This is a genomic window from Leucobacter massiliensis, assembly GCF_002982315.1.
Classification (GTDB): Bacteria; Actinomycetota; Actinomycetes; order Actinomycetales; family Microbacteriaceae; genus Leucobacter; species Leucobacter massiliensis.
In genome coordinates, this window is record NZ_MWZD01000020.1 from 26,607 (window position 1) to 49,369 (window position 22,763).

General features: G+C 72.3%; 23 protein-coding genes. 14 read left to right on the forward strand and 9 right to left on the reverse strand.

Going from position 1 to position 22,763, the window contains the following annotated elements; translation table 11 throughout:
- Nucleotides 1-311: 311 nt before the first annotated feature.
- From B4915_RS12115 to B4915_RS12160, 10 genes are all read left to right on the forward strand, one after another.
- Entirely contained in the window at nt 312-1,922 is a 1,611-nt protein-coding gene (locus tag B4915_RS12115) for an ABC transporter substrate-binding protein (protein ID WP_105806078.1), read from the forward strand.
- A 79-nt stretch (nt 1,923-2,001) separates the two neighbouring features.
- Nucleotides 2,002-2,955 (forward strand): ABC transporter permease, encoded by a 954-nt coding sequence (locus B4915_RS12120; RefSeq protein ID WP_146120102.1) that lies wholly within the window; start codon nt 2,002-2,004, stop codon nt 2,953-2,955.
- A gap of 72 nt (nt 2,956-3,027) precedes the next feature.
- Nucleotides 3,028-3,819, forward strand: coding sequence for an ABC transporter permease (locus B4915_RS12125; protein ID WP_105806080.1), 792 nt, complete (start codon nt 3,028-3,030; stop codon nt 3,817-3,819).
- Between the two features lie 17 nt (nt 3,820-3,836).
- A complete protein-coding gene (locus B4915_RS12130) occupies nt 3,837-4,874 on the forward strand; it encodes an ABC transporter ATP-binding protein (protein ID WP_105806081.1) in 1,038 nt (345 codons plus the stop codon).
- Nucleotides 4,871-5,968 (forward strand): ABC transporter ATP-binding protein, encoded by a 1,098-nt coding sequence (locus B4915_RS12135; RefSeq protein ID WP_105806082.1) that lies wholly within the window; start codon nt 4,871-4,873, stop codon nt 5,966-5,968. Before B4915_RS12130 ends, B4915_RS12135 begins: the two co-directional genes overlap by 4 nt.
- Nucleotides 5,965-6,936 (forward strand): PDR/VanB family oxidoreductase, encoded by a 972-nt coding sequence (locus tag B4915_RS12140; protein WP_245907489.1) that lies wholly within the window; start codon nt 5,965-5,967, stop codon nt 6,934-6,936. The genes B4915_RS12135 and B4915_RS12140 overlap by 4 nt, the downstream gene beginning before the upstream one ends.
- A 111-nt stretch (nt 6,937-7,047) precedes the next feature.
- Entirely contained in the window at nt 7,048-8,181 is a 1,134-nt protein-coding gene (locus tag B4915_RS12145) for an amidohydrolase family protein (protein WP_105806083.1), read from the forward strand.
- Nucleotides 8,178-8,558, forward strand: coding sequence for a Rieske (2Fe-2S) protein (locus tag B4915_RS12150; protein ID WP_181158582.1), 381 nt, complete (start codon nt 8,178-8,180; stop codon nt 8,556-8,558). The genes B4915_RS12145 and B4915_RS12150 overlap by 4 nt, the downstream gene beginning before the upstream one ends.
- A 5-nt stretch (nt 8,559-8,563) precedes the next feature.
- On the forward strand, nt 8,564-9,826 hold the full coding sequence (locus B4915_RS12155; protein WP_105806084.1) for an amidohydrolase family protein: 1,263 nt from the start codon (nt 8,564-8,566) through the stop codon (nt 9,824-9,826).
- Nucleotides 9,805-10,761 carry an alpha/beta hydrolase gene (locus B4915_RS12160; protein ID WP_146120103.1) on the forward strand — a complete coding sequence of 319 codons (957 nt, stop codon included), beginning with the start codon at nt 9,805-9,807 and terminating at the stop codon, nt 10,759-10,761. Before B4915_RS12155 ends, B4915_RS12160 begins: the two co-directional genes overlap by 22 nt.
- Nucleotides 10,762-11,001: 240 nt before the next feature.
- On the opposite strand, the gene B4915_RS12170 is transcribed toward B4915_RS12160, so the two are convergent.
- The 6 genes from B4915_RS12170 to pdxR all read right to left on the reverse strand — a co-directional run bounded on the left by B4915_RS12170 (nt 11,002) and on the right by pdxR (nt 16,607).
- Entirely contained in the window at nt 11,002-12,015 is a 1,014-nt protein-coding gene (locus tag B4915_RS12170; protein WP_105806086.1) for an AraC family transcriptional regulator, read from the reverse strand.
- Nucleotides 12,016-12,017: 2 nt separating this feature from the next.
- Entirely contained in the window at nt 12,018-12,518 is a 501-nt protein-coding gene (locus B4915_RS12175; RefSeq protein WP_105806087.1) for a flavin reductase, read from the reverse strand.
- A complete protein-coding gene (locus B4915_RS12180; protein ID WP_105806088.1) occupies nt 12,515-12,835 on the reverse strand; it encodes an EthD family reductase in 321 nt (106 codons plus the stop codon). The genes B4915_RS12175 and B4915_RS12180 overlap by 4 nt, the downstream gene beginning before the upstream one ends.
- A 14-nt stretch (nt 12,836-12,849) precedes the next feature.
- Complete coding sequence (locus B4915_RS12185; RefSeq protein WP_105806089.1) at nt 12,850-14,079, reverse strand: styrene monooxygenase/indole monooxygenase family protein; 1,230 nt, start codon at nt 14,077-14,079, stop codon at nt 12,850-12,852.
- 219 nt (nt 14,080-14,298) lie between these two features.
- Entirely contained in the window at nt 14,299-14,994 is a 696-nt protein-coding gene (locus B4915_RS12190; protein WP_105806090.1) for an IclR family transcriptional regulator, read from the reverse strand.
- Nucleotides 14,995-15,068: 74 nt separating this feature from the next.
- Nucleotides 15,069-16,607 (reverse strand): MocR-like pyridoxine biosynthesis transcription factor PdxR, encoded by a 1,539-nt coding sequence (gene pdxR / locus B4915_RS12195; RefSeq protein WP_146120104.1) that lies wholly within the window; start codon nt 16,605-16,607, stop codon nt 15,069-15,071.
- Between the two features lie 141 nt (nt 16,608-16,748).
- Between pdxR and B4915_RS12200 the strand changes: the two genes are divergently transcribed.
- From B4915_RS12200 to B4915_RS12210, 3 genes are all read left to right on the forward strand, one after another.
- Nucleotides 16,749-17,216, forward strand: coding sequence for a GNAT family N-acetyltransferase (locus tag B4915_RS12200; RefSeq protein WP_105806092.1), 468 nt, complete (start codon nt 16,749-16,751; stop codon nt 17,214-17,216).
- Between the two features lie 72 nt (nt 17,217-17,288).
- Nucleotides 17,289-17,750, forward strand: coding sequence for a MarR family winged helix-turn-helix transcriptional regulator (locus tag B4915_RS12205; RefSeq protein WP_245907490.1), 462 nt, complete (start codon nt 17,289-17,291; stop codon nt 17,748-17,750).
- A gap of 178 nt (nt 17,751-17,928) precedes the next feature.
- Nucleotides 17,929-19,164, forward strand: a complete 1,236-nt coding sequence (locus B4915_RS12210) for an MFS transporter (protein WP_105806094.1) — start codon at nt 17,929-17,931, stop codon at nt 19,162-19,164.
- Nucleotides 19,165-19,307: 143 nt separating this feature from the next.
- Here the strand turns inward: B4915_RS12210 and B4915_RS12215 are convergent, their stop codons facing one another.
- From B4915_RS12215 to B4915_RS12225, 3 genes are read right to left on the reverse strand one after another with little or no spacing between them, the layout of a single operon-like run.
- Nucleotides 19,308-19,985, reverse strand: coding sequence for a CE1759 family FMN reductase (locus B4915_RS12215; protein ID WP_105806095.1), 678 nt, complete (start codon nt 19,983-19,985; stop codon nt 19,308-19,310).
- Nucleotides 19,986-20,035: 50 nt separating this feature from the next.
- Nucleotides 20,036-20,473 (reverse strand): MarR family winged helix-turn-helix transcriptional regulator, encoded by a 438-nt coding sequence (locus B4915_RS12220; protein ID WP_105806096.1) that lies wholly within the window; start codon nt 20,471-20,473, stop codon nt 20,036-20,038.
- Between the two features lie 23 nt (nt 20,474-20,496).
- Nucleotides 20,497-21,684 (reverse strand): LLM class flavin-dependent oxidoreductase, encoded by a 1,188-nt coding sequence (locus B4915_RS12225; protein WP_105806097.1) that lies wholly within the window; start codon nt 21,682-21,684, stop codon nt 20,497-20,499.
- Between the two features lie 197 nt (nt 21,685-21,881).
- Between B4915_RS12225 and B4915_RS12230 the strand changes: the two genes are divergently transcribed.
- Entirely contained in the window at nt 21,882-22,637 is a 756-nt protein-coding gene (locus tag B4915_RS12230; protein WP_105806098.1) for an ATP-binding cassette domain-containing protein, read from the forward strand.
- Nucleotides 22,638-22,763: the final 126 nt, after the last annotated feature.

Here is a 22,763-nt window from a genome sequence, read left to right on the forward strand (position 1 = left end):
GTCTCCATCGACGGACGCGGCCGGACCGCCGGCGCGGTCCGGGCAAAATGAAAGTTCAGCTTTGCTTTATTAAAGACTATTCGCAGTTTTCATTTACTTGCTGGTGTGAGGATAATTGACCAGCTTCCGAAACGCCAGGGGACGCCCGCACCGTCGCGGAGCAGCGCCGCCCGGCGCCGGCGGAAGCGGATCGAGACCGTCGACACCGAGTGGTCCCGGGATCCAGCAGGTCGTGAGGGAGCGGCCTGAGCCGCACCGCGCACCGAAGCGCGGCGGCCCCGCGGGGCACGCGGGCGCACAGAAAGGCAACGATGTCATCACGAACCACCCACCGGCGCCGCTGGCTGCCACAGCTCGCCGGCCTCGTCGCAGCAGGCGCGCTGCTGCTCAGCGGCTGCGCCGCCGACGCCTCCACCGAGGCGGCTGCGCAATCCGACCCCACGCGCGAGGCCGCCGCGGGAGGCGAGCTCACGATGCTCATGTACGTGCCCACGCGCAGCTTCGACCCCGCTGACGACAACACCATGGCGAGCACCGGAGACGCGACGCGCATGTCGGCCGTCTACGACCTGCTGCTCGTGCTCGACCCGGTCACGGGCGAGGTGCGTCCCCAGCTCGCGGAGAGCATGACCCCGAACGAGGACGGGAGCGTCTGGACCCTGAAGCTGCGCGAGGGGGTCAGCTTCTCCGACGGCACCCCGCTCGACGCGGAGGCGGTGCGCTTCACCTACCAGCACATCGCCGACAAGGGCATCGCCTCGCAGGCGCGCGCCATCGCGAGCTGGAAGATGGAGGTGGTGGATCCGCTCACGCTGCAGATCACGATCCCGAGCCCCAATATGCATCTCGACCGCACGATCGCCGACGCCCTGCCGTTCATCGTCTCGCCGACGGCGGTGCAGGCCGACCCCGAGGGCTACTCGAGCAAGCCCGTCGGCGCCGGGCCCTTCGTGCTCAGCGAGTACGTGCCCGACGACTACGAGGTCTACACCGCGAACGCGGACTACTGGCAGGAGGGGCTCCCCAAGCTCGACGGCCTGCGCCTCGAACTCGTGCCCGACGCCGCGCAGCGCATCAACACCATCGCCTCGGGCGCCGCCAATGTGCAGGCGCCCAGCTCCGACGCGGACGCCGCGCTGCTCAGCAACGCGGAGGGCCAGGGCCTCGTCCACTTCGGCGTGGAGCAGAGCGGGGGCGGCTGGATCTACATGAACAACGAGCGGCCCCCCTTCGACGACGAGCGGGCACGGCGCGCCGTCTACCTCGCGCTCGACCGCACCGAGCTCGCGCAGGTCGCGCTCGGCTCGGCCGACGCCACGGCCATCGACACGCTGTTCGTGGCCGACTCGCCCTACCACGAGTCCGAGGTGCGCTTCCCCGAGCCCGACGCCGAGGAAGCGCAGCGGCTCTTCGACGAGCTCGCGGCCGAGGGCCGCCCGGTCGAGCTGAGCTACATCAACATCGCGGGCGAGGTGAACTCGCGCACCGCCCAGTACATCCAGGCGAAGCTCTCCGAGTTCGAGAACGTGAGCGTCGACATCGAGACGCTCGACGTCACCGCCGCCCGCGAGCGGGTCTTCGTGAACCGCGACTACGACATGAGCCCCTACCCCGGCGCCTACAAGTTCCCGGACCCCGAGCCGGGTCTCTTCAACCTGCTGTCCACGGGCGCCATGTGGAACACCACCGGCTACTCGGACCCCGAGGTCGACGCCGCGCTCGCCGCCGCCCGCGCCACCGCGGATCCCGAGGAGCGTCGCGCGCAGTACCGCACGGTGCAGGAGCGCTTCATGGAGGACCTCCCGGGGCTCTTCACCTTCACTCCCACCATCACCGTGATCGCCGAGCCGAAGGTGACCGGGCTGAGCTACAACGCCCGTGGCGTCGTGTCCTGGCCAGAGGTGGGCTTCGCCGCCGACTGACCGGCCCCGCGGGAGGGCGCGCCGCTCCGGGCGCCCTCCCGCGCCCCGTTGCGACCCCCGATTCGACGAGAGGACAATCGTGCTGCACCAAGTGGGGGTGAGACTGCTCCGGCTCGTCCCGGTGATGGTCCTCATCACTCTCCTCGCCACCGCCGCGGTGGACTTCATGCCCGGCTCTCCGGCCGTCGCGATCCTCGGCAACGAGGCGACGCCGGAGCAGATCGCGGCGCTGACCACGCAGATGGGGCTCGACCAGCCGCTGTTCGCGCGCTACGCCGAGTGGCTCGCGGGCGCGGCGCAGGGCGACCTCGGCAGGTCGATCCGGCTCGACCTGCCGGTGGCCGAGGTGATCGCCCAGCGTCTGCCCGTGACGATCGAGCTGACCATCCTCGCCCTGTGCATCGCCCTGCTGCTCTCGGTGCCGGCCGCGCTCGTGGCGGGGGCGAACGTGGGCGGATGGGTGGATCGCGTCGCCTCGACCATCTCGAGCGCGCTGATCTCGCTGCCCTCCTTCGCCGCCGCCGTCATCCTGATCTACCTCTTCGCGATCCGCACGAAGGTCTTCCCCGTCAGCGGCTGGGTGCCGTTCGCGCAGGACCCGCTCGCGAATCTGCAGCACGCCTTCCTGCCCGCCCTCGTACTCGGCCTCATGGAGGCGGCCATGTTCTACCGCGTGCTCCGCAGCGACGTGATCGCGACCGTGCGCGAGACCTTCGTGCTCGCGGCACGTGCGCGGGGCATGAGCAAGGGCTACGTGCTGATGCGGCACGTGCTGCGGCCGTCGCTCTTCTCGCTGCTGACCCTCACCGGCCTGGCCCTCGGCCGCCTGCTCGGCGGGGCGATGATCGTCGAGGTGCTCTTCGCGCTGCCCGGGCTCGGCTCGCTGCTGCTGCAGTCCGTGCCGTCGCGTGACATCCCCGTGATCCAGGGCGTCGTGCTCGTGATCGCCGCCGTGTACGTGCTCGTCAACATCGCCGTCGACCTCGTGTACTCGGCCGTCGATCCGCGCGTCCGGGTGAGGAGCGCCGCATGACCCGCCAGGCCGTCCCCCGCAGCGCCCCCGTCCCGGTCGCGGGCGGGGAGGATCGCGAAGCGCGCGGCCCTCGTGCTCGCGGTCGTCTGGCTCGCCGCCCTGACGCTGCTCGCGGCGACCGTGGAACTGCTGCCCGTCCCCGCCTACGACTCGATCGTCGGCGCCCCCTTCCAGCCGATGCTCTCTCCGGACGCGCCGCTGGGCACCGACGCCATCGGCCGCAGCATCTTCTCCCGTGCGATCTACGGCGCCCGCGCCTCGCTCACCTTCGGCTTCATCGCGGCCGTGATCGCCCTCGTGCTCGGCGGCCTCCTCGGACTCGTCGCCGGCTACTTCCGGGGCGTCATGGAGACGCTCGTCGATCTGTGCTCCGAGGTGGTCCAGGCATTCCCGGCGATGCTGTTCCTCGTCGCCCTCGCCGCCGCGATCCGGCCCAGCCTCGCGACGCTCACCATCAGCATGGCGGTGCTGATGGTGCCGGCCTTCGCGCGGATGATGAAGGGCGCCGTGCTCGCGCAGACCGGGCGCGAGTTCGTCTCCGCCGCGCGTGCCCAGGGCGCCGGACCGCTGCGCATCATGTTCCGCGAGATCCTCCCCAACACGCTGATGAGCATCGCCTCGTTCGGGATCATGGTGATGGCGACCCTCATCGTCATCGAGGGCTCGGTGAGCTTCCTCGGCTACGGGATCCCCGCTCCGCAGCCGAGCTGGGGCGGCATGGTCGCCGAGTCGCAGAGCCAGCTCGCCACGCAGCCGGCGGCGGTCATGATCCCCATCGTCTTCCTCTTCCTGACCGTGTTCGCGCTCAACACCCTGAGCGACTGGATGCGGTCGCGATTCGACGTCGGGCAGAACCAGATATGAGCCGCGAAGGAGCAGCGATGACCCAGACCGCCGTGGCAGCGGCGACGCCGCAGGCCCCCGCCACCGAGGAGCTCCTGGCCGTCGACGATCTCAGCTGCACGCTGACCACCCCGCGCGGCGAGCTGCGGATCGTCGACGGCGTCTCCTTCGTCCTGCGCCGCGGGGAGACGCTCGGGATCGCCGGAGAGTCGGGATCGGGCAAGAGCATGCTCTCCCGCTCACTGATGCGCATCGCGCCGCGATCGGCCGAACTCACCGGCAGCGTGCGCTTCGACGGCACCGAGCTCCTCGGACTGCCCGTGGAGCGGATGAGCCGGTACCTCGGGCCGCAGATGGCGCTGGTGTTCCAGGACCCCATGACCGCGCTGAACCCGGTCGTGCCGATCGAGCGCCAGATCACGGAGGGACCGCGCCGGCACCTCGGCCTCTCGCGCGGGCAGGCGAAGGCGCGGGCGCTGGAACTGCTGGAGCTGGTCGGGATCCCGGAGCCGCGCAAGCGCCTGCGGCAATACCCGCACGAGCTCTCGGGCGGGATGCGGCAGCGCGTCATGATCGCCATCGCGCTCGCCTGCGATCCGCAGCTGCTCATCGCCGACGAGGCGACGACCGCCCTCGACGTCACCGTGCAGAAGCAGATCCTGGATCTGCTGCAGGAGATCCAGGCGGAGCGCCGCATGGCGGTGATCATGGTGAGCCACGACCTCGGCGTGCTCGCCGGGCGCACCGATCGCACGATGGTCATGTACGGGGGCCGGGTGATGGAGTCGGCGCCCACCCGCGAGCTGTTCGCCCACACCCGGCACCAGTACACGCGGGCGCTGCTCGACGCGATCCCGCGTATGGACCAGCCCCGGCACACGCTGCTGCGCGCGATCCCCGGGGTGCCGCCCGATCCGGCTGCCGAGCTCGCGGGCTGCCGCTTCGCCCCCAGGTGCGCGGCGGCGATCGAGCGCTGCCGCACCGCGGTCCCGCCGCTCGAAGCGGCCACCACGGGATCGGACCACCTCTACGCCTGCAACGTGCCCGTGAACCGGGACGGAAGGAGACCGGCATGACCTCCCTCGATGTCGTCCGCGATCCCGCGCCGACCGCTGAGCCCGGGGCGGCCACGGAGCCCCGCCCGCCGGCCGAGCCCGGATCGCTCTCGGAGCTCGCTGGGCCCGGCGAGGTGGTGCTGGAGGTCGAGGATCTCGTGCAGCGCTTCTCGGTCCCCGGCGGCGTGGTGCACGCCGTCGACGGCGTGAGCTTCGTCCTGCGCCGCGGCGAGACGCTCGCGCTCGTGGGCGAGTCGGGCTGCGGGAAGTCGACGCTCGCGCGGAGCCTGATGCGGTTGCAGCGCCCGCGGAGCGGGTCCGTGCGGCTGCTCGGCGAAGAGCTGACCGCGATGCCGCGCCGCCGGCTCCGCCGCATGCTCGCCCGGATGCAGATGATCTTCCAGGATCCGATCTCCTCCCTCAACCCGCGCCGCCGGACGCGGGACATCATCGCCGAGGGTCTGCGGATCCACGGCGCCGAGCGGGCCGGGATCCCTGCCCGCGTGCGCGAGGTGATGGGGGAGGTGGGCCTCGACCCGGACACCATGTCGGAGCGCCGGCCCGGCGACTTCTCGGGCGGGCAGTGCCAGCGCATCGCGATCGCCCGGGCGATGGCGCTGTCGCCGGAGGTGCTGATCTGCGACGAGCCGGTGTCGGCGCTCGACGTCTCCGTCCAGGCGCAGGTACTCAATCTGCTGGAGCGGATGCGCCGCGAGCACGGGCTCGGCATGCTGTTCATCTCCCACGACCTGTCGGTGGTGCGCAATGTGAGCGACCGGGTCGCGGTGATGTACCTCGGCAAGATCGTGGAGATCGGCGACACGGACGACGTCTACGCTGCCCCGGCGCACCCGTACTCGCGGGCGCTCATCGCCTCCGTCCCGGCCCCCGGCGGTGCGGCCCTGGCCGCCGACGCCGAGCTGCGCGGCGAGCTGCCCTCGCCGATGCGCCCGCCGAGCGGCTGCCGCTTCCGCACGCGGTGCCCGCTGGCGAGCGACCGCTGCGCCTCCGAAGCGCCCGCCTTCCGCGAGATCGTCCCCGGGCGGCGTGTGGCCTGCCACCACCCGCTGATCGAGGCGCTGCCGGCGGCGCAGACGGCGGGAGCCGGCTCGTGACGGGCGCGGGAACGCTGCCGGACGCCGAGATGCTGGTCTCCGTGAGCGCCATCGACGCGCCGGCCGCCGGGGTGCGGCGGCTGCGCCTGGTGCGGGCGGATGGCGGTGCCCTGCCGCGGTGGACGCCGGGTGCGCACTTGGAGTTGCGGTTGCCCAACGGCCTGCTGCGGCAGTATTCGCTCTGCGGCGACCCGGCGGAGACGGGCTTCCTGGAGCTCGCCGTGCTCCTTGAGGAGCGCAGCCGCGGCGGATCCGCCTACGTTCACGGCGAGCTGCGCCCGGGCGACGAATTGCCCGTCACGGGCCTGCGCAGCCACTTCGGCTTCGACCCGGACGCCCCGGAGGCGGTGCTCATCGCGGGCGGCATCGGCATCACGCCGCTGCTGCCGATGATCGCCGTGCTGAGCGAGCGCGGGGTTCCCTGGACGCTCCATTACGCGGGTCGCCGACGCGAGCGGATGGCCTATCTGGGAGAGCTGACACGGCAGCACGGCGACCGCGTGCGCGCCTACGTCTCTGAGGAGGGCGGACGCCTGGACCTCGCCGCGGTGGCTGCGGAGGCCGGGGAGCGGGCGGCGGTCTACGCCTGCGGGCCGGAGCGCCTGCTCGCGGACGTTGAGGCGGTGGTGGGGCCCGTCGCGGGGGAGCGGCTGCGCGTCGAGCGCTTCCGTCCGCGCGAGGCCGAGCCCGGCGGAGTAGATGAGGCCTTCACCGTGGAGCTCGTGGAGAGCGGGATCGAGGTCGAGGTGCCACCGGATCGGTCGATCCTGGAGGTGGTGCGCGAGGCCGGGGTCGACGTCCCGTCGTCGTGCGAGGAGGGCACCTGCGGCACCTGCGAGACCCCGGTGATCGACGGCGAGCCCGACCATCGTGACAGCGTGCTCAGCGAGCTGGAGCGCGAGATGGGCGGCACCATGATGATCTGCGTCTCGCGCTCCTGCGGGCGGCGGCTGGTGATCGAGTTGTAAATTTTCACTTCGGTTTTATGAAGCTAACCACTGTTTTACTTGTCTTACCGCTGCTGGAAGCCTGGAAGGACGAGAACGACCGCTCGACGACGAGCAGAGGAGACAAGCCACATGGGCCGAGGCACCCCGCAGTTCGACCACCCGATCATCGACGTCGACGTGCACCAGCGCTGGCGCCGCAGCGACGAGGTGCTCGACGCACTGCCGGAGAAGTGGCGCGACTACGCCGCTGGCCGCACCGGCGGCCGCATGACGGCGCTGATGCCCGCCGGACTCACCTATCCCTTCCACCGCGGCGTGAACAAGCGACTGGAAGCGCTGCCCGAGGACGGCAGGGGAACGTCCTTCGCGCTGATGCAGGAGCAGTACCTCGACCGCTACCCCTCCGTCGAGGCCGTCAACCTCACCTTCGACATCGGCCAGGAGATCGCACAGCGCAACCCCGAGTTCAGCGCTGCGCTCGCCACCGCGATGAACGACTGGGTCGCGCGCACCTGGCTCAGCTACGACGAGCGGATGCGCACCGCCATCGTGGTGCCCACCGAGCTGCCCGAGCGAGCGGTCGCCGAGATCGAGCGCATGGCGCCCCACCCCAAGGTCACGGGCGTGCTCATCGCCTGGAACCCCTTCGGCAAGCCCCTCGGGCATCCCGTGTACGATCCGATCTGGGGTGCCGCCGAAGCCGCGGGGCTGCCGATCATCATCCACGGCGCCGCTGGCGAGACCGAGGGCGGGCTCGCGCACACGGCAGCGGGCGGGATCCCCGGCTCCCGCCTCGAGTGGCACACGCTGCTGCAGCAGCCCACCCTCGCGCATCTGGCGAGCTTCGTCGCCCAGGGGACCTTCGAGAAGTTCCCCCGGCTGAAGGTCCTCGTCGTCGAGACCGGGCTCGCGTGGATCCCGAACTTCTTCTGGCGCCTCGACGCCGTGCGCACGGAGATGCGGGCCGAGAGCGACTGGGTGCGCCGGCTGCCGAGCGAGTACCTGCGGGAGCACGTCAAGTTCAGCACCCAGCCCTTCGAGCTCACCCCGCGCAAGGAGCAGCTCGTCGAGCTCTTCGAGGCGTTCGGGGGCATGCAGGACCTGCTCTGCTTCTCCAGCGACTACCCCCACTGGGACGCCGACGACCCCTTCTACGTGGCGAGCCGACTGCCGGCGGAGTGGCTGCCGAAACTGTTCTCCGAGAACGCGCGCGAGATGCTGCGCCTGCTCCCGCTCGCCGACGCGGATCGGAGCGCCGCGTGAGCGCGGGAATCGACATCGGAGCGTGGGAGGACTTCCCCGACCGGAAGCTCGTGAGCGTCGAGGTCGGCGGCATGGAGCTCGGGGTGTGCCGCTGGGGCGAGCGCATCTTCGCGTTCCGCAACTCCTGCCCCCACGAGGGTGCGCCGCTGTGCGCCGGCTTCCTGCAGAAGCGGCTCACCGCCTCCGCCTCCGCCGCGGCGGGAGAGCCCGACGTCGCGCTGAGCGTCGACGAGGAGAGCCCCGTCGTGCTGTGCCCCTGGCACCGCTGGGAGTTCCAGCTGGAAGACGGCGCCGCAGCGGCGCCGGGATTCCGCATGCGCACCTACCGCGTTCGCCGCGAACACGGACGCGTGCTACTCACCCTCGGAAGGAAGTGAACCGGATGGACTCACCCCAGAGCGCCGCGCCGCGGTCCGTGATCGACACCGCCGTGCACCATCACTGGGCATCCCAGCTCGACGTGACGGACTACATGGACGCCGGCTGGCGCGAGCACCTCGGCGTGCCCGGCAGCCTTCCCGGCGGCGCGGGGGCGATGCACATCCTGCCGGCCACCGCCTACCGCAGGCCCGGCGGGGACTACATCGAGGGATCGGTCTCCGATCCGTCCGCACCCGCCGCCTCCGATCCCGAGCGCACCGTGGCGCAGGTCTTCGGCAGCGGCCAGGTGTCACGCGCCATCCTCGCCCACGACCGGGGCATGTTCATCCCGAGCGTCCCGAACGCCTACCGGGCAGCCGCCCTCGCCCGCGCCATGAACGAGTGGACCGCCGAGCGCTGGTTCTCCGCCGACGATCGCTTCTTCGGGCTGATCGTCGCCGCCAACCAGACGCCGTTGCAGGCGGCGGAGGAGATCCGGCGTGCCGGCGCGCACGATCGCATGGTGGGGGTGCTCATGGCGGCCAACGGGCTCAACAAGCCCTTCGGGCACCCCGCCTACCACCCGATCTACGAGGCGGCGGCCGAACTCGATCTCCCGATCGTGCTGCACGCCGGTGGCGACCAGGGCGCGGACACGCTCACGCACCCCACCGCCGGCGGCCTCCCCGCCACCTTCGCCGAGGTCGCGGCGCTGTCGTACAGCCCCATGATGACGCACGTGCAGAGCATGATCGTGCAGGGGGTGTTCGAGAAGTACCCGAGCCTGCGGGTCTTCGTCGCGGGCGTCGGCGTCGCCTGGATCCCCGGGCTGTTCTTCCGTCTCGACGTGAACTGGCGCGGCCTGCGGCGGGAGGTGCCGTGGGTGCGGCGGCTGCCCAGCGAGTACTTCCGCGAGCACTTCCGCATCGGCAGCTGGCCCTTCGACCGGGCCCCCGGTGACGACGGGCCGCAGCGCGTCATCCGGGCACTCGAGGCCTTCGGCGGCCTGGAGGACCTGATCTGCTACGCCTCCGGTTTCCCGGCATGGGACTGCGACACCGTCGACGACGTCGCGGCCCGCATGCCGGAGACCTGGCGGCAGAAGGTCTTCACGGACAACGCGCGCGACTGGTTCCGCTGGCCCGAGCGCGCTCGGCGCGCCGCCGCCGCCCCCGAGGTCGCCGTCGGCCAGATGCCGGTGACGGGAGAGCTCGGCGACCCCAGCCGGCGCAGTTACGCCGCCGAGGACGGGAGGGAGATCGAATGGGTGCCGGCGGGGGACTGAACGCGGCCCCTCCCGGCGACTGGGAGGAGCTCGCGGCCGCCGTGCAGGCCATCGGCCCGGCCGTCGGGGCCGAGACGATCCGGCGCTCCGCGGAGCTGCTGGCACCACTGCACGAGACCGCAGACGACGACTCCGGGATCGTCGTCGAGCTCGACCAGCCCTACGGGGAGCACCCGGAGCAGGCCCTCGACCTCTTCCTGCCCGCGGGCCCCGCCCCGCGTGGAGTGGTCCTCTTCGTGCACGGCGGCGCCTTCGTGGGCGGCGCCCGGCGCCGCACCGGCACGCCCTACCACAGCAACATCGGCCGCTGGGCGGCACGGCGTGGCTGGGCCGGCGTGCTCGCGGGGCACCGGCTCGCCCCGGCCGCCCAGTGGCCATCCGCCGCCCACGACGTGGCGCTGGCCGTCGAGTGGTGCCGCAGCCGGCTCCGCGCCGCCGACGGCGGACCGCTGCCGTTGCACCTGCTCGGCAACTCCTCGGGGGCCGTGCACGCTGCAGCGTACGCGGTCGGCGGCCCCGGGCACGCGGCGGCCGAGCCCGCCCCCGCATCGCTCGCGCTGATCTCCGGCATCTACGATCTGCCCGCCTTCGGGGAGGAGCGCCTGCGCCCGTACTTCGGCTCGCGCCCGGAGCTCATCGAGGAGTGGCGGCTGCTGGAGCTGCTCGCCGGCAGTGAGATCCCGCTCCTCTTCGCCGCGGGCGAGTACGACACCCCCGACTCCCACGAGCAGTTCCTCGCGGCTCTCGGCGCCTGCACCCGCACCCGAGGCACCCTGCCGGCCTGCGCCCGTGCGCGCGCCGCCAACCACTTCACCATCGTCCACGCCATCGGCACGCGCTTCGACGACCTCGGTCCCGCGCTGGAACGCTTCTTCTCCGCCGCGGAGGCAACCAGACGCGCACACGCCTGTTCTGCCCGCAGCCCCGTGTCGTAGCGTGGGAGGCAGCGGCGCAGCGCCGCGAGCCACGGGGGAGAGGAGCGGACGATGATGATGCAGTCAGGCGGAGCCGCGTCGGGCGGGCTGCGATGAGCCCGCGCAGCAACGAGTTCGGCCAGCCCATCGGCGAGCCGGTCCCGGGCTGGACGCCCCGGCCGCTGCCGTCCGCGACGGTCCTCACCGGCCGGACGTGCCGACTCGAACGGTTCGACCCGGAGCGGCTTCGCATCGCGGACATCAGCGCCGGCGCGAGCCGCGATCGCTTTCCGGATAGCGGCCCGCCCCCGCGAGCCCGGTCTGCGAGGGGAGCTCGCCGAACTCGCGCTGGTACATCGCGGAGAACCTGCCGGCGTGGCCGAAGCCGTGCCGCTGGGCGACCGCGCTGACGGGCTCGGCGCCGGGCGCCGCGAGCAGTTCCCGGCGCACCCGGCGCAGGCGCTCGGAGCGCTGCGCCTGCATGGGGCTCTCGCCGCGGAGCTGCTGGAAGGCGGCCTGCACGGAGCGGCCGCTCACGCCCGCGTACTCCGCGATCGACCCCAGCGAGAGCGGGGCGCCCGTGGAGTAGGTGATGGCCTCCAGCGCGCGCTCGACGATCAGGCGGCTCGTGGAGCGGGGCTGCGCGGCGGGCGCCTCGCGGCGCAGCGCGCTCGCCACGAAACCGTCGACACAGCGTTCGGCGAGGAACGCGGCGAGGCCCGCGTCGATCTCCGGCATGCGCTGGGCGCGGGCGATGAGCTCACGCACCGAGGCGACCCAGGCGCTCCCCGCCCCGGATCCGACGTCGAGCTCGGGGTCGAAGCGTCCGCCGTCATCGGCGAGCTCCTGCGCGAGCCGGCGTTCGACGAGCTCCCGGTCCAGTTTCACGGCGAGCATGACGCAGGGCTGCTCCCAGCCGCTGATCGCTGTGTCGACGTCGGGCGTGTAGACGGCGGCGCGCGAGCGGGTGGCCTGGACGCGGCGCTCGCCGACGGAGGTGCGAAGCGAGCCGCGCAGCGGCACATTGCACTGGAAGGCGGTCTCGTAGGGGGCGGTGTCGATGCGGATCGCGGTCGAGTAGCTGAGCAGCCCCGCCGTGACCTTGCCGAGCACCGCCGCCGTGGCATGGAAGGTGAAGCCGCGGGGCTCGGCCTCGCCGCACAGTGGCGTGAGGCGGTGCGGGTAGTAGAGCCTGGCGCCCAGTTCGTGCGCGGCCTCGAGCGAGCGGAGCTGCGCGGACAGCCCCACCCGCTCGCTCGCTGCCGTGACGGCCATGGTCAGGCCGCGGCTCCGACGGCGTGGAAGGCGCGGCTGTCGTAGACGAGCGCCGCGGCGTCGCTGCGCAGCCGGATCTCGTCGACCTCCACGAAGAACACGCTGTGCGTGCCGCGCTCCAGCGTGCTCGCGATGCGTCCCACGAGCGCCACGCGGGCATCGCGGAGCGTGGGGATGCCGCCCAGCTCCTCCCACACGTCCCAGGAGAAGCGTTCCGCCATCGGCACCCGGGTCTGCCCCGAGAAGTGCCGTGCGAGTTCCTCCTGGTCGCCCGCGAGCACGTTCAGCGCGAGCCGGCCGTTGCCCGCGAAGACGTCGTGCGAGGCGCTGCCGCGGTTGATGCAGACGAGCACGGTCGGCGGGGAGTCGGTCACCGAGCAGGCGGCGCTGACGGTGAGGCCGAGCCGGCCGTGCGGTCCGTCGGTGGTGACGACGTGGACGGCGGCGGCGAGGTTGGACATCGCCTGCCGGAACTCCAGCTGGCGGGGTTCGAGATCGGTCATGATGGGCTCCCTCCGGTGATCGGGAAGTCGATGAGCACGGCGCCGCCGCTCGCGTAGTTGGGCACGTCGGCCGCGACCGCCTGGCCCACGGGGGAGGCCATCGCCTCGCGCAGCGCCTCGGCGCTGTCGAAGACGGCCTCGAAGATCGCGAAGTAGGGGGCCGGGGCGCCGTCCGGTCCGGGCTGGATGTCCGTCGAGGCGTGCCAGGAGCGCAGGCCCGGCAGCTGCGCGGCGAGCGGCAGGTGCGTGGACTCGTAGTAGGCGACGAAGGCCGCCGGATCGTCGGGTGCGGGGTAGAGCACGGTGAGCTGGTGCATGATGCCTCCGGTGGCTAGCGGTTCGAGGTGTCGGCGATCGCGGCGGCCGCCCGCTCGGGCGTGGCGAGCAGGTCGATCTGCCGGATCGGGTAGTTGAAGTTCTCGGTGTAGCGGTCGGCGAGCGCCTGGTTGCGGACCATCTCGGTCAGCAGCTGCGGCATCTGCGGCGCGGGCGGGGTCTGGATGATCGTGTTGACCCAGTCGCTCGCCGCTTCCAGGCGTTCCGCGCGGCGGCGGGCGACCTTGCGCATGAAGCGCTCGTCGAAGACGTGGTCCTCGCTGATCGCGTCGGCGACGACCTTCGCCGAGTAGGCCGCGGAGTTCGCTCCCTGCGCCTGCACGGGGTCGACGGTCATGTGCACATCGCCGAGCGCGAGCAGGTATTTGCCGTTGGGCAGGAGCACGAAGTCCTCGCGCAGCACCGGGGTGACCGCCCCCTGCAGGATGTCGAGGGCGCCGTTCTGGAGTTCGAAGGCGGCCTCGTCCACGCGCTCGAAGACGGTGGGGTGGAACTCCCGGAGGATCTGCAGCACCAGTTCGCGGTAGGCGGCGGGGTCCTCCTCGTAGCGACGGTCCGTGAGCACCTCCTGGGGGCCGCCGGGGAGGCTCTCGAAGAGCAGCGCGTGGACGGGCCCCGAGAACGACCACATGGGCAGCACGAGCAGTTCGCCGGCGGGGGGAACGATGCTGATCTCCACGCCGCGGGGCTCTCGCGGGGCGACGCCCTTCCAGAAGCCGACGGCGAGCTTGCGCTGCGGGCTCGTGTAGGGGGACTTGTCCTCGCGGCGCGGGAAGAGCGCCCCGATCTCGCCCTTGCCGGTCGAGACGACGACGAGGTCGTGGACGTCGGTGAGCTGCTCGATCTCGGCCACGGTGAGGTCCTGGATCGTGAGCCTTCCGCCGCGGCGCTCGAACTCGCCCATGAGGTGCGGGAGGTAGATGCGGTAGTCGAGGATGCGGGCGGGCTTCTCGAAGGAGCCCTCGAAGCGGCGCTCCTCGCCCCAGCCGTTGTAGTGGTAGTGCTTGGAGTACTCGGCGTCGATGTCTGGCCAGTCGGCGATCCCGAGTTCGCGCTCGATGTCGATGGTCGCGCTCATGTGGGCGACGCTGTTCATGATCTTGCCGTCGCGCACCTGTTCGGCGGTGCGATTCGTGTAGATGGTGACGTCGAGATCCTGCTGGCGCAGGTGGAGGCCGAGGTGGAGACCCGCGACCCCCGCTCCGATGATGCCGATGCTGGTCATACGCGTTCACTTTCCGATCAGGACGCGAGTCGTCCGCGTCATTGCGTGCGTTCTTGCTCGATATGCGAACTGACTTCCCAATTCAGTTCGATATGTGAGCTCAATGTTACGCGCGTGCGTCACGCCGGTTCCACGGCTTCGCAAAACGGATAGGACCCCGGGCTCGCCGGAGCGCGGGCGCGCGACGCGGCTCGCCCGCGGGCGCTCGGGGAGGAACGCTCAGACGGCCCAGACGTCGCCGGGGTGCTCGATCCGCTGCGCGGCGCGGCGGAGCGCCGGCTGCACCTCCGAGAGGGTGTGCGCACCGCGGGCGAAGACCACGGCGAGACTCGCGGACTGCCCGTCCGCCAGGCGCACGGGGCTGGCGACCGCCTCGAAACCGGGGAAGGGCCGGTCCTTCGTGTGCACGACCCCGGTGGTGCGCGCCAGGGTCACCTCGTCGGCCTCGTACTCCAGACGCGGGCCGCGGGCGAGGATCGCGAGGCCCGGTGCGCCGTCCGTGAGCGGAAAGCGCGTGCTGCGCCGGATCGCCACCGCGGCAGAGCGCTGGGAGGGGCGCACCGAGGCGAGCACCACGGCGTGGTCCTTCTGCGGCACGCAGAACACGGACGTCGCCGAACTCGCGTTCGCGAGCTCATCGAGCACGTCCTCGATCCGCAGCTCCGCGTTGCTCACGCTGGCCTCCGCGAGCGCCGCGATCCCCGTCCCGAGGGTGTAGCGGCCGTCCGAGGCTCGGGTCACGAAGGTGTAGTCCTCGAGGGTCCGCAGGATCCGGTAGACCACCGAGCGGTGCAGGCCGAGCGCGTCGGCGAGCTCCTGGCTGGTGCGCTTCTTCCCGTCGGCGAGCGTCTGCAGCGCGTCGAGCCCGCGCTCCAGCGTCTGCGACCGCACCCCGCGGTTCTTCGCTTCGGTCATGGTGCCCTCATGCTACCGGAGCGGCAGTCGGCGGCGGACCGGCGGATCCCCGGAGGCTCGGCCCTGCCTCTCGATCAGGCACCGCTCAGCGTTGCGACGATCTCGCCGAGGGCGCGGCTCAGCTGCAGATCGCTCGGGGCGGCGTAGCCGAAGACGAGGCCGTTCGGGAGCCGCTCCGCGCTCCCGGGGTGCGAGTACTCCCGAAGCGAGGTGAGCGCGACGCCGCGTTCGGCGAGCCGTGCCACCGAGTGTTCCGGGTCGGGAGCGCCCTCCCAGGTGATCGCGGCGTGCAGCCCGCCCTCGATGGCGCCCAGCCGGAACCGCGGGCCCAGTCGGGCGGCCGCCTCGATCACGAGCCGGCGCCGGTGCGCGTAGACGCGCCCCATGCGAGCGAGATGCCGCCGCATGCCGCCGCTGCGCAGGAACTCCGCGAGCGCCGCCTGCACGTACCCCGAGACCGGCTGGCCCAGCGCCTCGCGCGCCCGGACCACCCGCTCGCGCAGGGCGGCGTCGGCGATCACCAGGTACCCGCAGCGCAGCCAGGGCGTGAGCGTCTTGGAGGTGCTGCCGATCAGCACCACGCGCTCTTCGCGGTCGAGGGAGGCGATCGCGGGCAGCGGCGGCGCGCCGTGACGGAACTCGCTGTCGTAGTCGTCCTCGAAGATGAGCGCGTCGGCGTCCCGCGCCCAGGCGAGCAGATCGAGCCGCGCGGAGACGGGCAGCCGGCCGCCCAGCGGGTACTGGTGACTGGGGGTGAGCAGCGCCGCCGCGAGCGGGCCGCGCGTGCGGCGCAGCGCACCCGGGTCCATGCCGCCGTCGCGCACGGCGACCGGCACCGCCTCGCCTCCGCAGGCCACGATCACCTCCCGCGCACTGGGGTAACCGGGATCCTCGGTGGCGATGCGGATCGCCGGCTCGCCGTTCGCGTCCCGGGCGCCCCGGTCCGGGTCGCGCGTCCGCCCGCCGACACCGCGCAGACCGTGCAGCAGCAAGCCGATCCCGTCGCTCGTGCCCGCCGTGACCACGATGTCGGCGGCCTCGCACCGCACGCCACGGCTGCTGCGCACGTGCTGGGCGAGCAGTTCCCGCAACTCCGCCTCGCCCGCCGCGGGAGGTGCGTCTCCGGGCGGTGCCTGGCGCAGCGCCCGCCGCCACGCCGCGGCCCAGTCCCGGTTCTCGCGGAGGCCGGCCGCGGGGGCTCCGGGGACGAGGTCGATGGTCTCGGCGCCGGCGTTCGGCGCCCCGATCCTCCCGCTCGCACCACCTCCGGCCGCATCGGACGCGGGCCGGGCCGGATCGCGGGCGCTCGCCCGGCGACCGTCACCGGCCTCTGTCTCGCCGGGGGAGGCGAGGCCCTCGCTCACGTAGGTGCCGGAGCCGGGCACCGCGACCGCATAGCCCTCGCCGATGAGGTCCTCGTAGACGGCGACCACCGTGCCGCGCGAGACGCCGGCGGCGGCCGCGAGCACCCGGGTGGCGGGGAGGGGGTCGCCGGCGGAGAGCTGTCCGGCGAGCAGGGCGTCGCGCAGCTGCTCCCTGAGGTGCTCCCGGGCGCTGCGCCCCGGAGGGCGGGAAGCCGTGATCGAGAGATCCATCGGGAAGGGGTGCCGCACGCTCACAGCTTAGCGGTCCTGTGCCATCGAGCATTTCTGGTCTAGGGGCGGGGCCGGTATGACTCGTAGCGTGAGTGGTGAACGCCGACGGCACCCGCCGGCGGCGGTGATCCGATCCCCGAGCGAAAGCAGCCCCCCGTCATGAGCCACAGCACCGATGTCACCGTCCGCCCCATCACCGCAGCCGACGAAGCGCGCTGGCGCGAGCTCTACCGCGGCTACCGCGAGTTCTACAAGCTCGCCGCCGACGAAGCGGTCGTCTCGACCGTGTGGGGCTGGCTGATGGATCCCGCGCACGTCTGCGAGGCGCTCGTCGCGGAGCATGCGGGCCGGGTCGTCGGTCTCGCCAACCACCGCTGGATGCCGCGCCCCTCCACCGGCGACGAGGGCCTGTGGCTCGACGACCTCTTCACCGACCCCGAAGTGCGCGGTCGCGGGGTGGGCCGCGCCCTCATCGCGGGGCTCGTCGAGATCGCCGCCGCGCGGCCCGGCGCCTCCGTGAGCTGGATCACCGCCGCCGACAACCACCAGGCCCAGGCGCTCTACAACAAGGTCGCCTACCGCACCCACTGGGTCACCTACGACACCGATCCCGCCGACGCCGCCTGAGCGGCGCCGCGGCGGCGAGGGCGCGGTCATTTGCATAGCAGAACGATGCAAATGCTGCTACAGTAGACCACCGTGAGCCAAGAACGTACGGAGATGACATCGCAGGTCGATGCGCTCGCGTTGAATCTCACGCGCGTGAGCGGAGCGTTCTCGCGGCTCGCCGGGCGGGCGCCAGGCAACGGCTACTCGCTCATCGCGTGGCGGGTGATCGCCGAGCTCGACGGGGGCGGTCCGGCGCGGGTGAGCGAGCTCGCCCAGCAGCATCGCATCGCCCAGCCGTCGATGACGGGGCTCGTGCAGCGCCTCGAAGGGGAGGGGTGGCTCACGCGGTCCCCCGACCCCGCGGACGGGAGGGCCACGCTCGTCAGCGTCACCGATGCCGGACGAGCCGCGCTCGGACGCTTCCGTGCCGCCGCCGCCGCCCGCATCAGCCCGCAGCTGGCGCGGCTCTCCGATTTCGACCGGGCGACGCTGGCCCGCGCGGTCGAACTCATGCAGCAGCTCGTCGACGGCGTCGACGACCCCTCCGGCTGAGCGGCGACGACCCGCGCCCCCGCGGCGCGGATCCGATCCCCCCGACCGCCGCCCCAGCCGCCCAGGAGTCATCATTCCCGCTTCAGCCCCTTCCCCGAACGCCCCGGCGCCGGCCGCCGGCGACCGCGCCGCAGCCTCCGCGCCCCGCAGGGCGTCGATCCTGCGCCAGCCCACCGCCGTGTGGGCGATCGCCTTCGCCTGCGCCATCTCCTTCATGGGGATCGGCCTCGTCGACCCGATCCTCCCGGCCATCAGCGAGGAGCTCGGCGCGAGCCCCAGCGAGACCATGCTGCTGTTCACCAGCTACCTCTTCATCACCGGCGTCGCCATGTTCTTCACGAGCTGGGTGTCGGGGCTGATCGGCGTGAAGTGGACCCTTGTCGGCGGCCTCGTGGTGATCGTCGCCTTCGCGGCGCTCGCCGGAGCATCGGGCACCGTCGACGAGATCATCGGCTTCCGTGCCGGATGGGGGCTCGGCAACGCGCTCTTCATCTCGACGGCGCTCGCCGCGATCGTCGGCGCCGCCTCCGGGGGCGCGCGGCAGGCGATCGTGCTCTATGAGGCGGCGCTCGGCGTCGGCATGGCGGTGGGGCCGCTCGTGGGCGGCGCCCTCGGCTCGCTGTCGTGGCGCGGCCCCTTCTTCGGCACGGCGGCGCTCATGGCGATCACGCTCGTGGCGATCCTGGCCCTGCTGCGCGCGCCCCGGCGGACGGCCGCCGAGCGCGCCGCCGCCCGCGCCGCGCGGCCGTCGTTCCTCGCGAGCTTCCGTGCGCTGCGCAATCCGGCGCTGCTGGCGCTCGCCACGGTCGCCGTGTTCTACAACTTCGGCTTTTTCGTGCTGCTCGCCTACAGCCCGTACCCGATGGCGGCGGCGGCGCAGGCGGCGGGCATCGCCGAGTTCGGCGCGCACGAGCTCGGGCTGGTGTTCTTCGGCTGGGGCCTCGCGCTCGCGATCACCTCGGTGCTCGTGGCGCCGGTGCTCACCCGCCGCTTCGGGCTGCGCCCGGTGCTGTTCACGATGCTCGGCGCGCTGACGGCGTGCCTCGCGCTGCTCGCCCTCTTCGTCGGCTCGCTGCCGGTGCTCGTGGCGGTCGTGGTGGTCAGCGGCCTGCTGCTCGGGATCATGAACACGGCCCTCACCGAGGCGGTGATGGAGGCGACGGATCTGCCGCGCAACGTCGCCTCCTCGACCTACTCTGGCGTGCGCTTCGTCGGCGGCGCGATCGCACCCGCCGTGGCCGGCCCGATCGCCGCGGCGATCGGCCCCGCCGCGCCCTACTGGCTGGGCGCCGCGTCCCTGCTCGTCTCCATCGCGGTGCTCGCCTGCGTCGGCGGGGTGCTGCGCCGTGTCGGCACGCCGCACGAGACCGCCGTCGCCGAGGCGGCCGTCATCGGCACCGGCGACGCCGCGTAGCGCCGTCCGTCCGGGCCCGCCCGGGGATCCGCCCGCCGAGCGCGCCCATTTCCGCCGAGCCCGCGCACTTCTGCGCCGCCATTTCATGCGGACTCAGCGGGAATGTGCGGATTCGCGCGCGGGCGGCGCGCCCCCTGCACGGCTCAGCGGCCGCCGGTGGCGAGGCGCATGAGGTCGGAGTCGAGGTCGATGCCGAGCTCCGTGCCGCCCGCGCTGCCGAAGGAGTGCTGGTAGCTGTCCCAGGAGCCGCCGCGCACCGCGGAGCGGAACCCGCCCGTGACGAGCGCCACGAGCTCCGTGGCGGCGCGGTCGATGCGGCGGCCGAAGTCGCCGCTGTTCCAGTCCTCGGGGGCGGCGAAAAGCGCGGTCGGGACCGTGATCGTGCGCAGGTAGGCGAAGAGCCCGCGCAGCTGCTCGTCGACGACGAGCGCGTGACGGGCGCTGCCCGCGGTCGCTGCCAGCGCGACGGGCGTGCCGATCAGCAGATCGTTGTCGAGGACCTGGAAGAAGGCGGTGAACAGGCCGCTCGGCCCGGCCTTGTAGACGGGGGTCGAGACGACGAGCGCATCGGCGTCGCGCACGATGTCGCTCGCGCGCTGCAGCTCGGGGGAGACGTGCTGCGAGACGAGCGCGGTCATCACGTCGGCGGCGAGCGCTCGCAGATCGATGATGCGCAGCTGCAGCGCGAGCCCCTGCTCTGCGGCGAGGGCCGCGGCGCGGTCGGCGAGGCGGGTGGCGAGCATGGTGGTCGTGGAGGGGTCGCTGGTGCCGGCGCTGATGACGGCGAGCGTGCGGGGCGCCGGATCGGGGTTCTGGTGCATGCTGCGTGCTTTCTGCGGTGAGTGCGGACGGAGTGGGCGGAGGGGCGGGCTCAGCGGGTGAGCTTCTGGCAGAGGCGCATGAGCTCGCGCATCTCCTCCGGGGTGAGGGCCGCGCCGAGTTCGCGCTCGACGCTGCGGGCGTGCGCCCGGCCCACCTCGCGCTGCACGCGCGCGCCCTCCGGGCTCAGGGAGACGCGGACGGCGCGGCCGTCCTCGGGGTCGGCCTCGCGCTGCACGAGCCCGCGCGCGGTGAGCCGGTCGAGCATGCGCGAGAGCGCCGGCTGGCTGAGCAGCACGCCCTCCTGCACGGTGCAGATCCGCACCGGCTCGTCGTGCTTGGAGAGCGTGTAGAGCACGTCGTACTCGCGCATGCTCACCTCGTCCCACATCTCCTCGGCGGCAAAGATCCCCATCAGCGCCGAGTGCGCGGTCATCACCGACTCCCAGGCCTCGTTGGCGAGCTTGATGTCGCTGCGGCGGGTGCTCATGGTGCGTCCCTCCGGGTTCGGGATCAGCTCAGGCCGAAGGCCGCTCCGGCCTTCGGTGCGGTGTCGAGATAGGGCGAGCCGCCCGTCACGTTATCACCGCGGTTGGCGCGGGGGCGCGGCTGCCTGGGTGCCTCCTCGCCGTACTTGGCACGGACGAGCGAGGCGTGCGAGGGGCTTTCCGGGACCTCCGGGTCGCGGTTCTTCGCGAGCTCGCGGCGCAGCACCGGCACGACCTCCTCGCCGAGCAGATCGAGCTGCTCGAGCACGGTCTTCAGCGGCAGCCCCGCATGGTCGATGAGGAACATCTGACGCTGGTAGTCGCCGAACACCTCGCGGAAGCCGAGCGTCTTGTCGATGACCTCCTGCGGGCTGCCCACGGTGAGCGGGGTCTGCGCGGTGAAGTCCTCGAGGCGGGGCCCGTGCCCGTAGACGGGCGCTTCGTCGAAGTAGGGGCGGAACTGCGAGACGGCGTCCTGCGACTTCTTCGCGATGAACGCCTGCCCGCCGAGGCCGACGATCGCCTGCTGGGCGCTGCCGTGACCGTAGTGCTCGAAGCGCTCGCGGTAGAAGCGCACGAGCCGCAGGAAGTGCTCGGAGGGGGCGAAGAGGTGGTTCGCGAAGAAGCCGTCTCCGTAGTAGGCGGCCTGCTCGGCGATCTCGGGTGTGCGGATCGAGCCGTGCCACACGAAGGGCGGCACGTCGTCGAGCGGGCGGGGCGTGCTGGTGAAGCCCTGCAGCGGGGTGCGGAAGTTGCCCTCGAAGTCGACGACGTCCTCTCGCCACAGCCGGTGCAGGAGGTTGTAGTTCTCGAGCGCGAGGGGGAGCGCGCTGCGGATGTCCTTGCCGAACCAGGGGTACACGGGCGCCGTGTTGCCCCGCCCGAGCATGAGGTCCATGCGGCCGCCGGCGAGATGCTGCAGCATCGCGTACTCCTCGGCGATGCGCACCGGGTCGTTCGTGGTGATGAGCGTGGTGCTCGTGGAGAGCTTCAGCGTCTTCGTCTGCGCGGCGATGTAGGCGAGGAAGGTGGTGGGGCTCGACGAGAAGAACGGCGGATTGTGGTGCTCGCCGATGGCGAAGACGTCGAGGCCGACCTCTTCGGCGTGCACGGCGATGCGTGCGAGTCCCTGGATGCGCTCCGCCTCGCTCGGCGTGTCCCCGCTGACCGGGTCGCGGGTGACGTCGCTGACCGAGAAGATCCCGAATTCCATGCTGTGCTCCGTTCCTGGGGCGCCGGATCCCCTGCCCGGCGCCGTGTGCTGCGTCAAGTATATGCGCTTGCATATAAGTTAACGCGCGATGCGCTCCGGTATTCCCGCCCCCCGGTGCCGGGTGGCTTGACGCGCCCGGAATCGCCTTTTAGACTGACTAGTCAGTTCAGGATTGCTTCGAGAATCGCGAGGAACACGTGAGCATCAGCGCACCCGGTCACGCCGCAGCGGCGGAGACCCCGGCACCCCTGCCGATCCGGCACAGCCCGGGCGGCGCAGCGACGATCACGCCGACGGACGCGTCCGAGGTCCTCGCGCTGCGCGACGCAACGATCCGGGGCCCACGCGGCACCGTGTTCGGTCCCCTCACCTCCGTGAGCCGCCGGCCCGTCACCGCCGTGCTCGGCCCGCGCGGCAGCGGCCGCACCTCGCTGCTGCTCGCCGCGACCGGCCGCATGCGCCTGAGCGCAGGACGCGTCACCGTCCTCGGAGAGGACCGCCCGGCCGCGATCCGCCGTCGCAGTGGTATCGCCGGCTTCGCCCAGATCGACGCCCTCGACCCCGACGTCTCCGTGGGCGCGGCACTGCGCGAGCGGCTCGCCTGGGCCCTGCCCTGGTACCGCCGCACCCCGCGCATGAGCGACGCGCTCACCTCCGAACTGCTCGCACAGGCCTTCGGCGAGTACGCACACCCCCAGCGCCGCACGCTCGTGGGCGAACTCTCGCCCGCCGAGGAGCTGCTGCTGCGCGTCGCGCTCGCGCTCGTGGAGGACCCGTCACTGCTGGCGGTCGACGACCTCGACGCGCTGCGCGAACCGGGGGAGCGGGCCATCCTCGCCGAGCGCCTGCGCGCCCTCGCCGACGACGGCATCCGCGTCCTCACCGCCACCAGCGACCCCGGAGACCTCTCGCTGCTGGACGGCGGCGGGGGCCCCGGCCTCATCGAGCTCTGAGCCCGCCCGGCGCACCCGCGCCACCCGCACCACCCGCATCACCCGCGCCGGGCGGCGAGCCGATCCGGCCGCCCGCGGCGCACCGACCCACCTCCCCAGACGACCCCCTGTCTCTTATACCCATCT

Excerpts from the sequence above, each read along its gene's own strand:
- B4915_RS12175 (WP_105806087.1), bottom strand. The coding sequence starts at position 12,518 with ATGACCGATCTCGAACCCCGCCAGCTGGAGTTCCGGCAGGCGATGTCC.
- B4915_RS12170 (WP_105806086.1), bottom strand. The coding sequence starts at position 12,015 with ATGGCCGTCACGGCAGCGAGCGAGCGGGTGGGGCTGTCCGCGCAGCTC.
- B4915_RS12190 (WP_105806090.1), bottom strand. The coding sequence starts at position 14,994 with ATGACCGAAGCGAAGAACCGCGGGGTGCGGTCGCAGACGCTGGAGCGC.
- B4915_RS12180 (WP_105806088.1), bottom strand. The coding sequence starts at position 12,835 with ATGCACCAGCTCACCGTGCTCTACCCCGCACCCGACGATCCGGCGGCC.
- B4915_RS12155 (WP_105806084.1), top strand. The coding sequence starts at position 8,564 with ATGGACTCACCCCAGAGCGCCGCGCCGCGGTCCGTGATCGACACCGCC.
- B4915_RS12135 (WP_105806082.1), top strand. The coding sequence starts at position 4,871 with ATGACCTCCCTCGATGTCGTCCGCGATCCCGCGCCGACCGCTGAGCCC.
- B4915_RS12225 (WP_105806097.1), bottom strand. The coding sequence starts at position 21,684 with ATGGAATTCGGGATCTTCTCGGTCAGCGACGTCACCCGCGACCCGGTC.
- B4915_RS12200 (WP_105806092.1), top strand. The coding sequence starts at position 16,749 with ATGAGCCACAGCACCGATGTCACCGTCCGCCCCATCACCGCAGCCGAC.
- B4915_RS12130 (WP_105806081.1), top strand. The coding sequence starts at position 3,837 with ATGACCCAGACCGCCGTGGCAGCGGCGACGCCGCAGGCCCCCGCCACC.
- B4915_RS12115 (WP_105806078.1), top strand. The coding sequence starts at position 312 with ATGTCATCACGAACCACCCACCGGCGCCGCTGGCTGCCACAGCTCGCC.
- B4915_RS12145 (WP_105806083.1), top strand. The coding sequence starts at position 7,048 with ATGGGCCGAGGCACCCCGCAGTTCGACCACCCGATCATCGACGTCGAC.
- B4915_RS12215 (WP_105806095.1), bottom strand. The coding sequence starts at position 19,985 with ATGCACCAGAACCCCGATCCGGCGCCCCGCACGCTCGCCGTCATCAGC.
- B4915_RS12160 (WP_146120103.1), top strand. The coding sequence starts at position 9,805 with ATGGGTGCCGGCGGGGGACTGAACGCGGCCCCTCCCGGCGACTGGGAG.
- B4915_RS12220 (WP_105806096.1), bottom strand. The coding sequence starts at position 20,473 with ATGAGCACCCGCCGCAGCGACATCAAGCTCGCCAACGAGGCCTGGGAG.
- B4915_RS12185 (WP_105806089.1), bottom strand. The coding sequence starts at position 14,079 with ATGACCAGCATCGGCATCATCGGAGCGGGGGTCGCGGGTCTCCACCTC.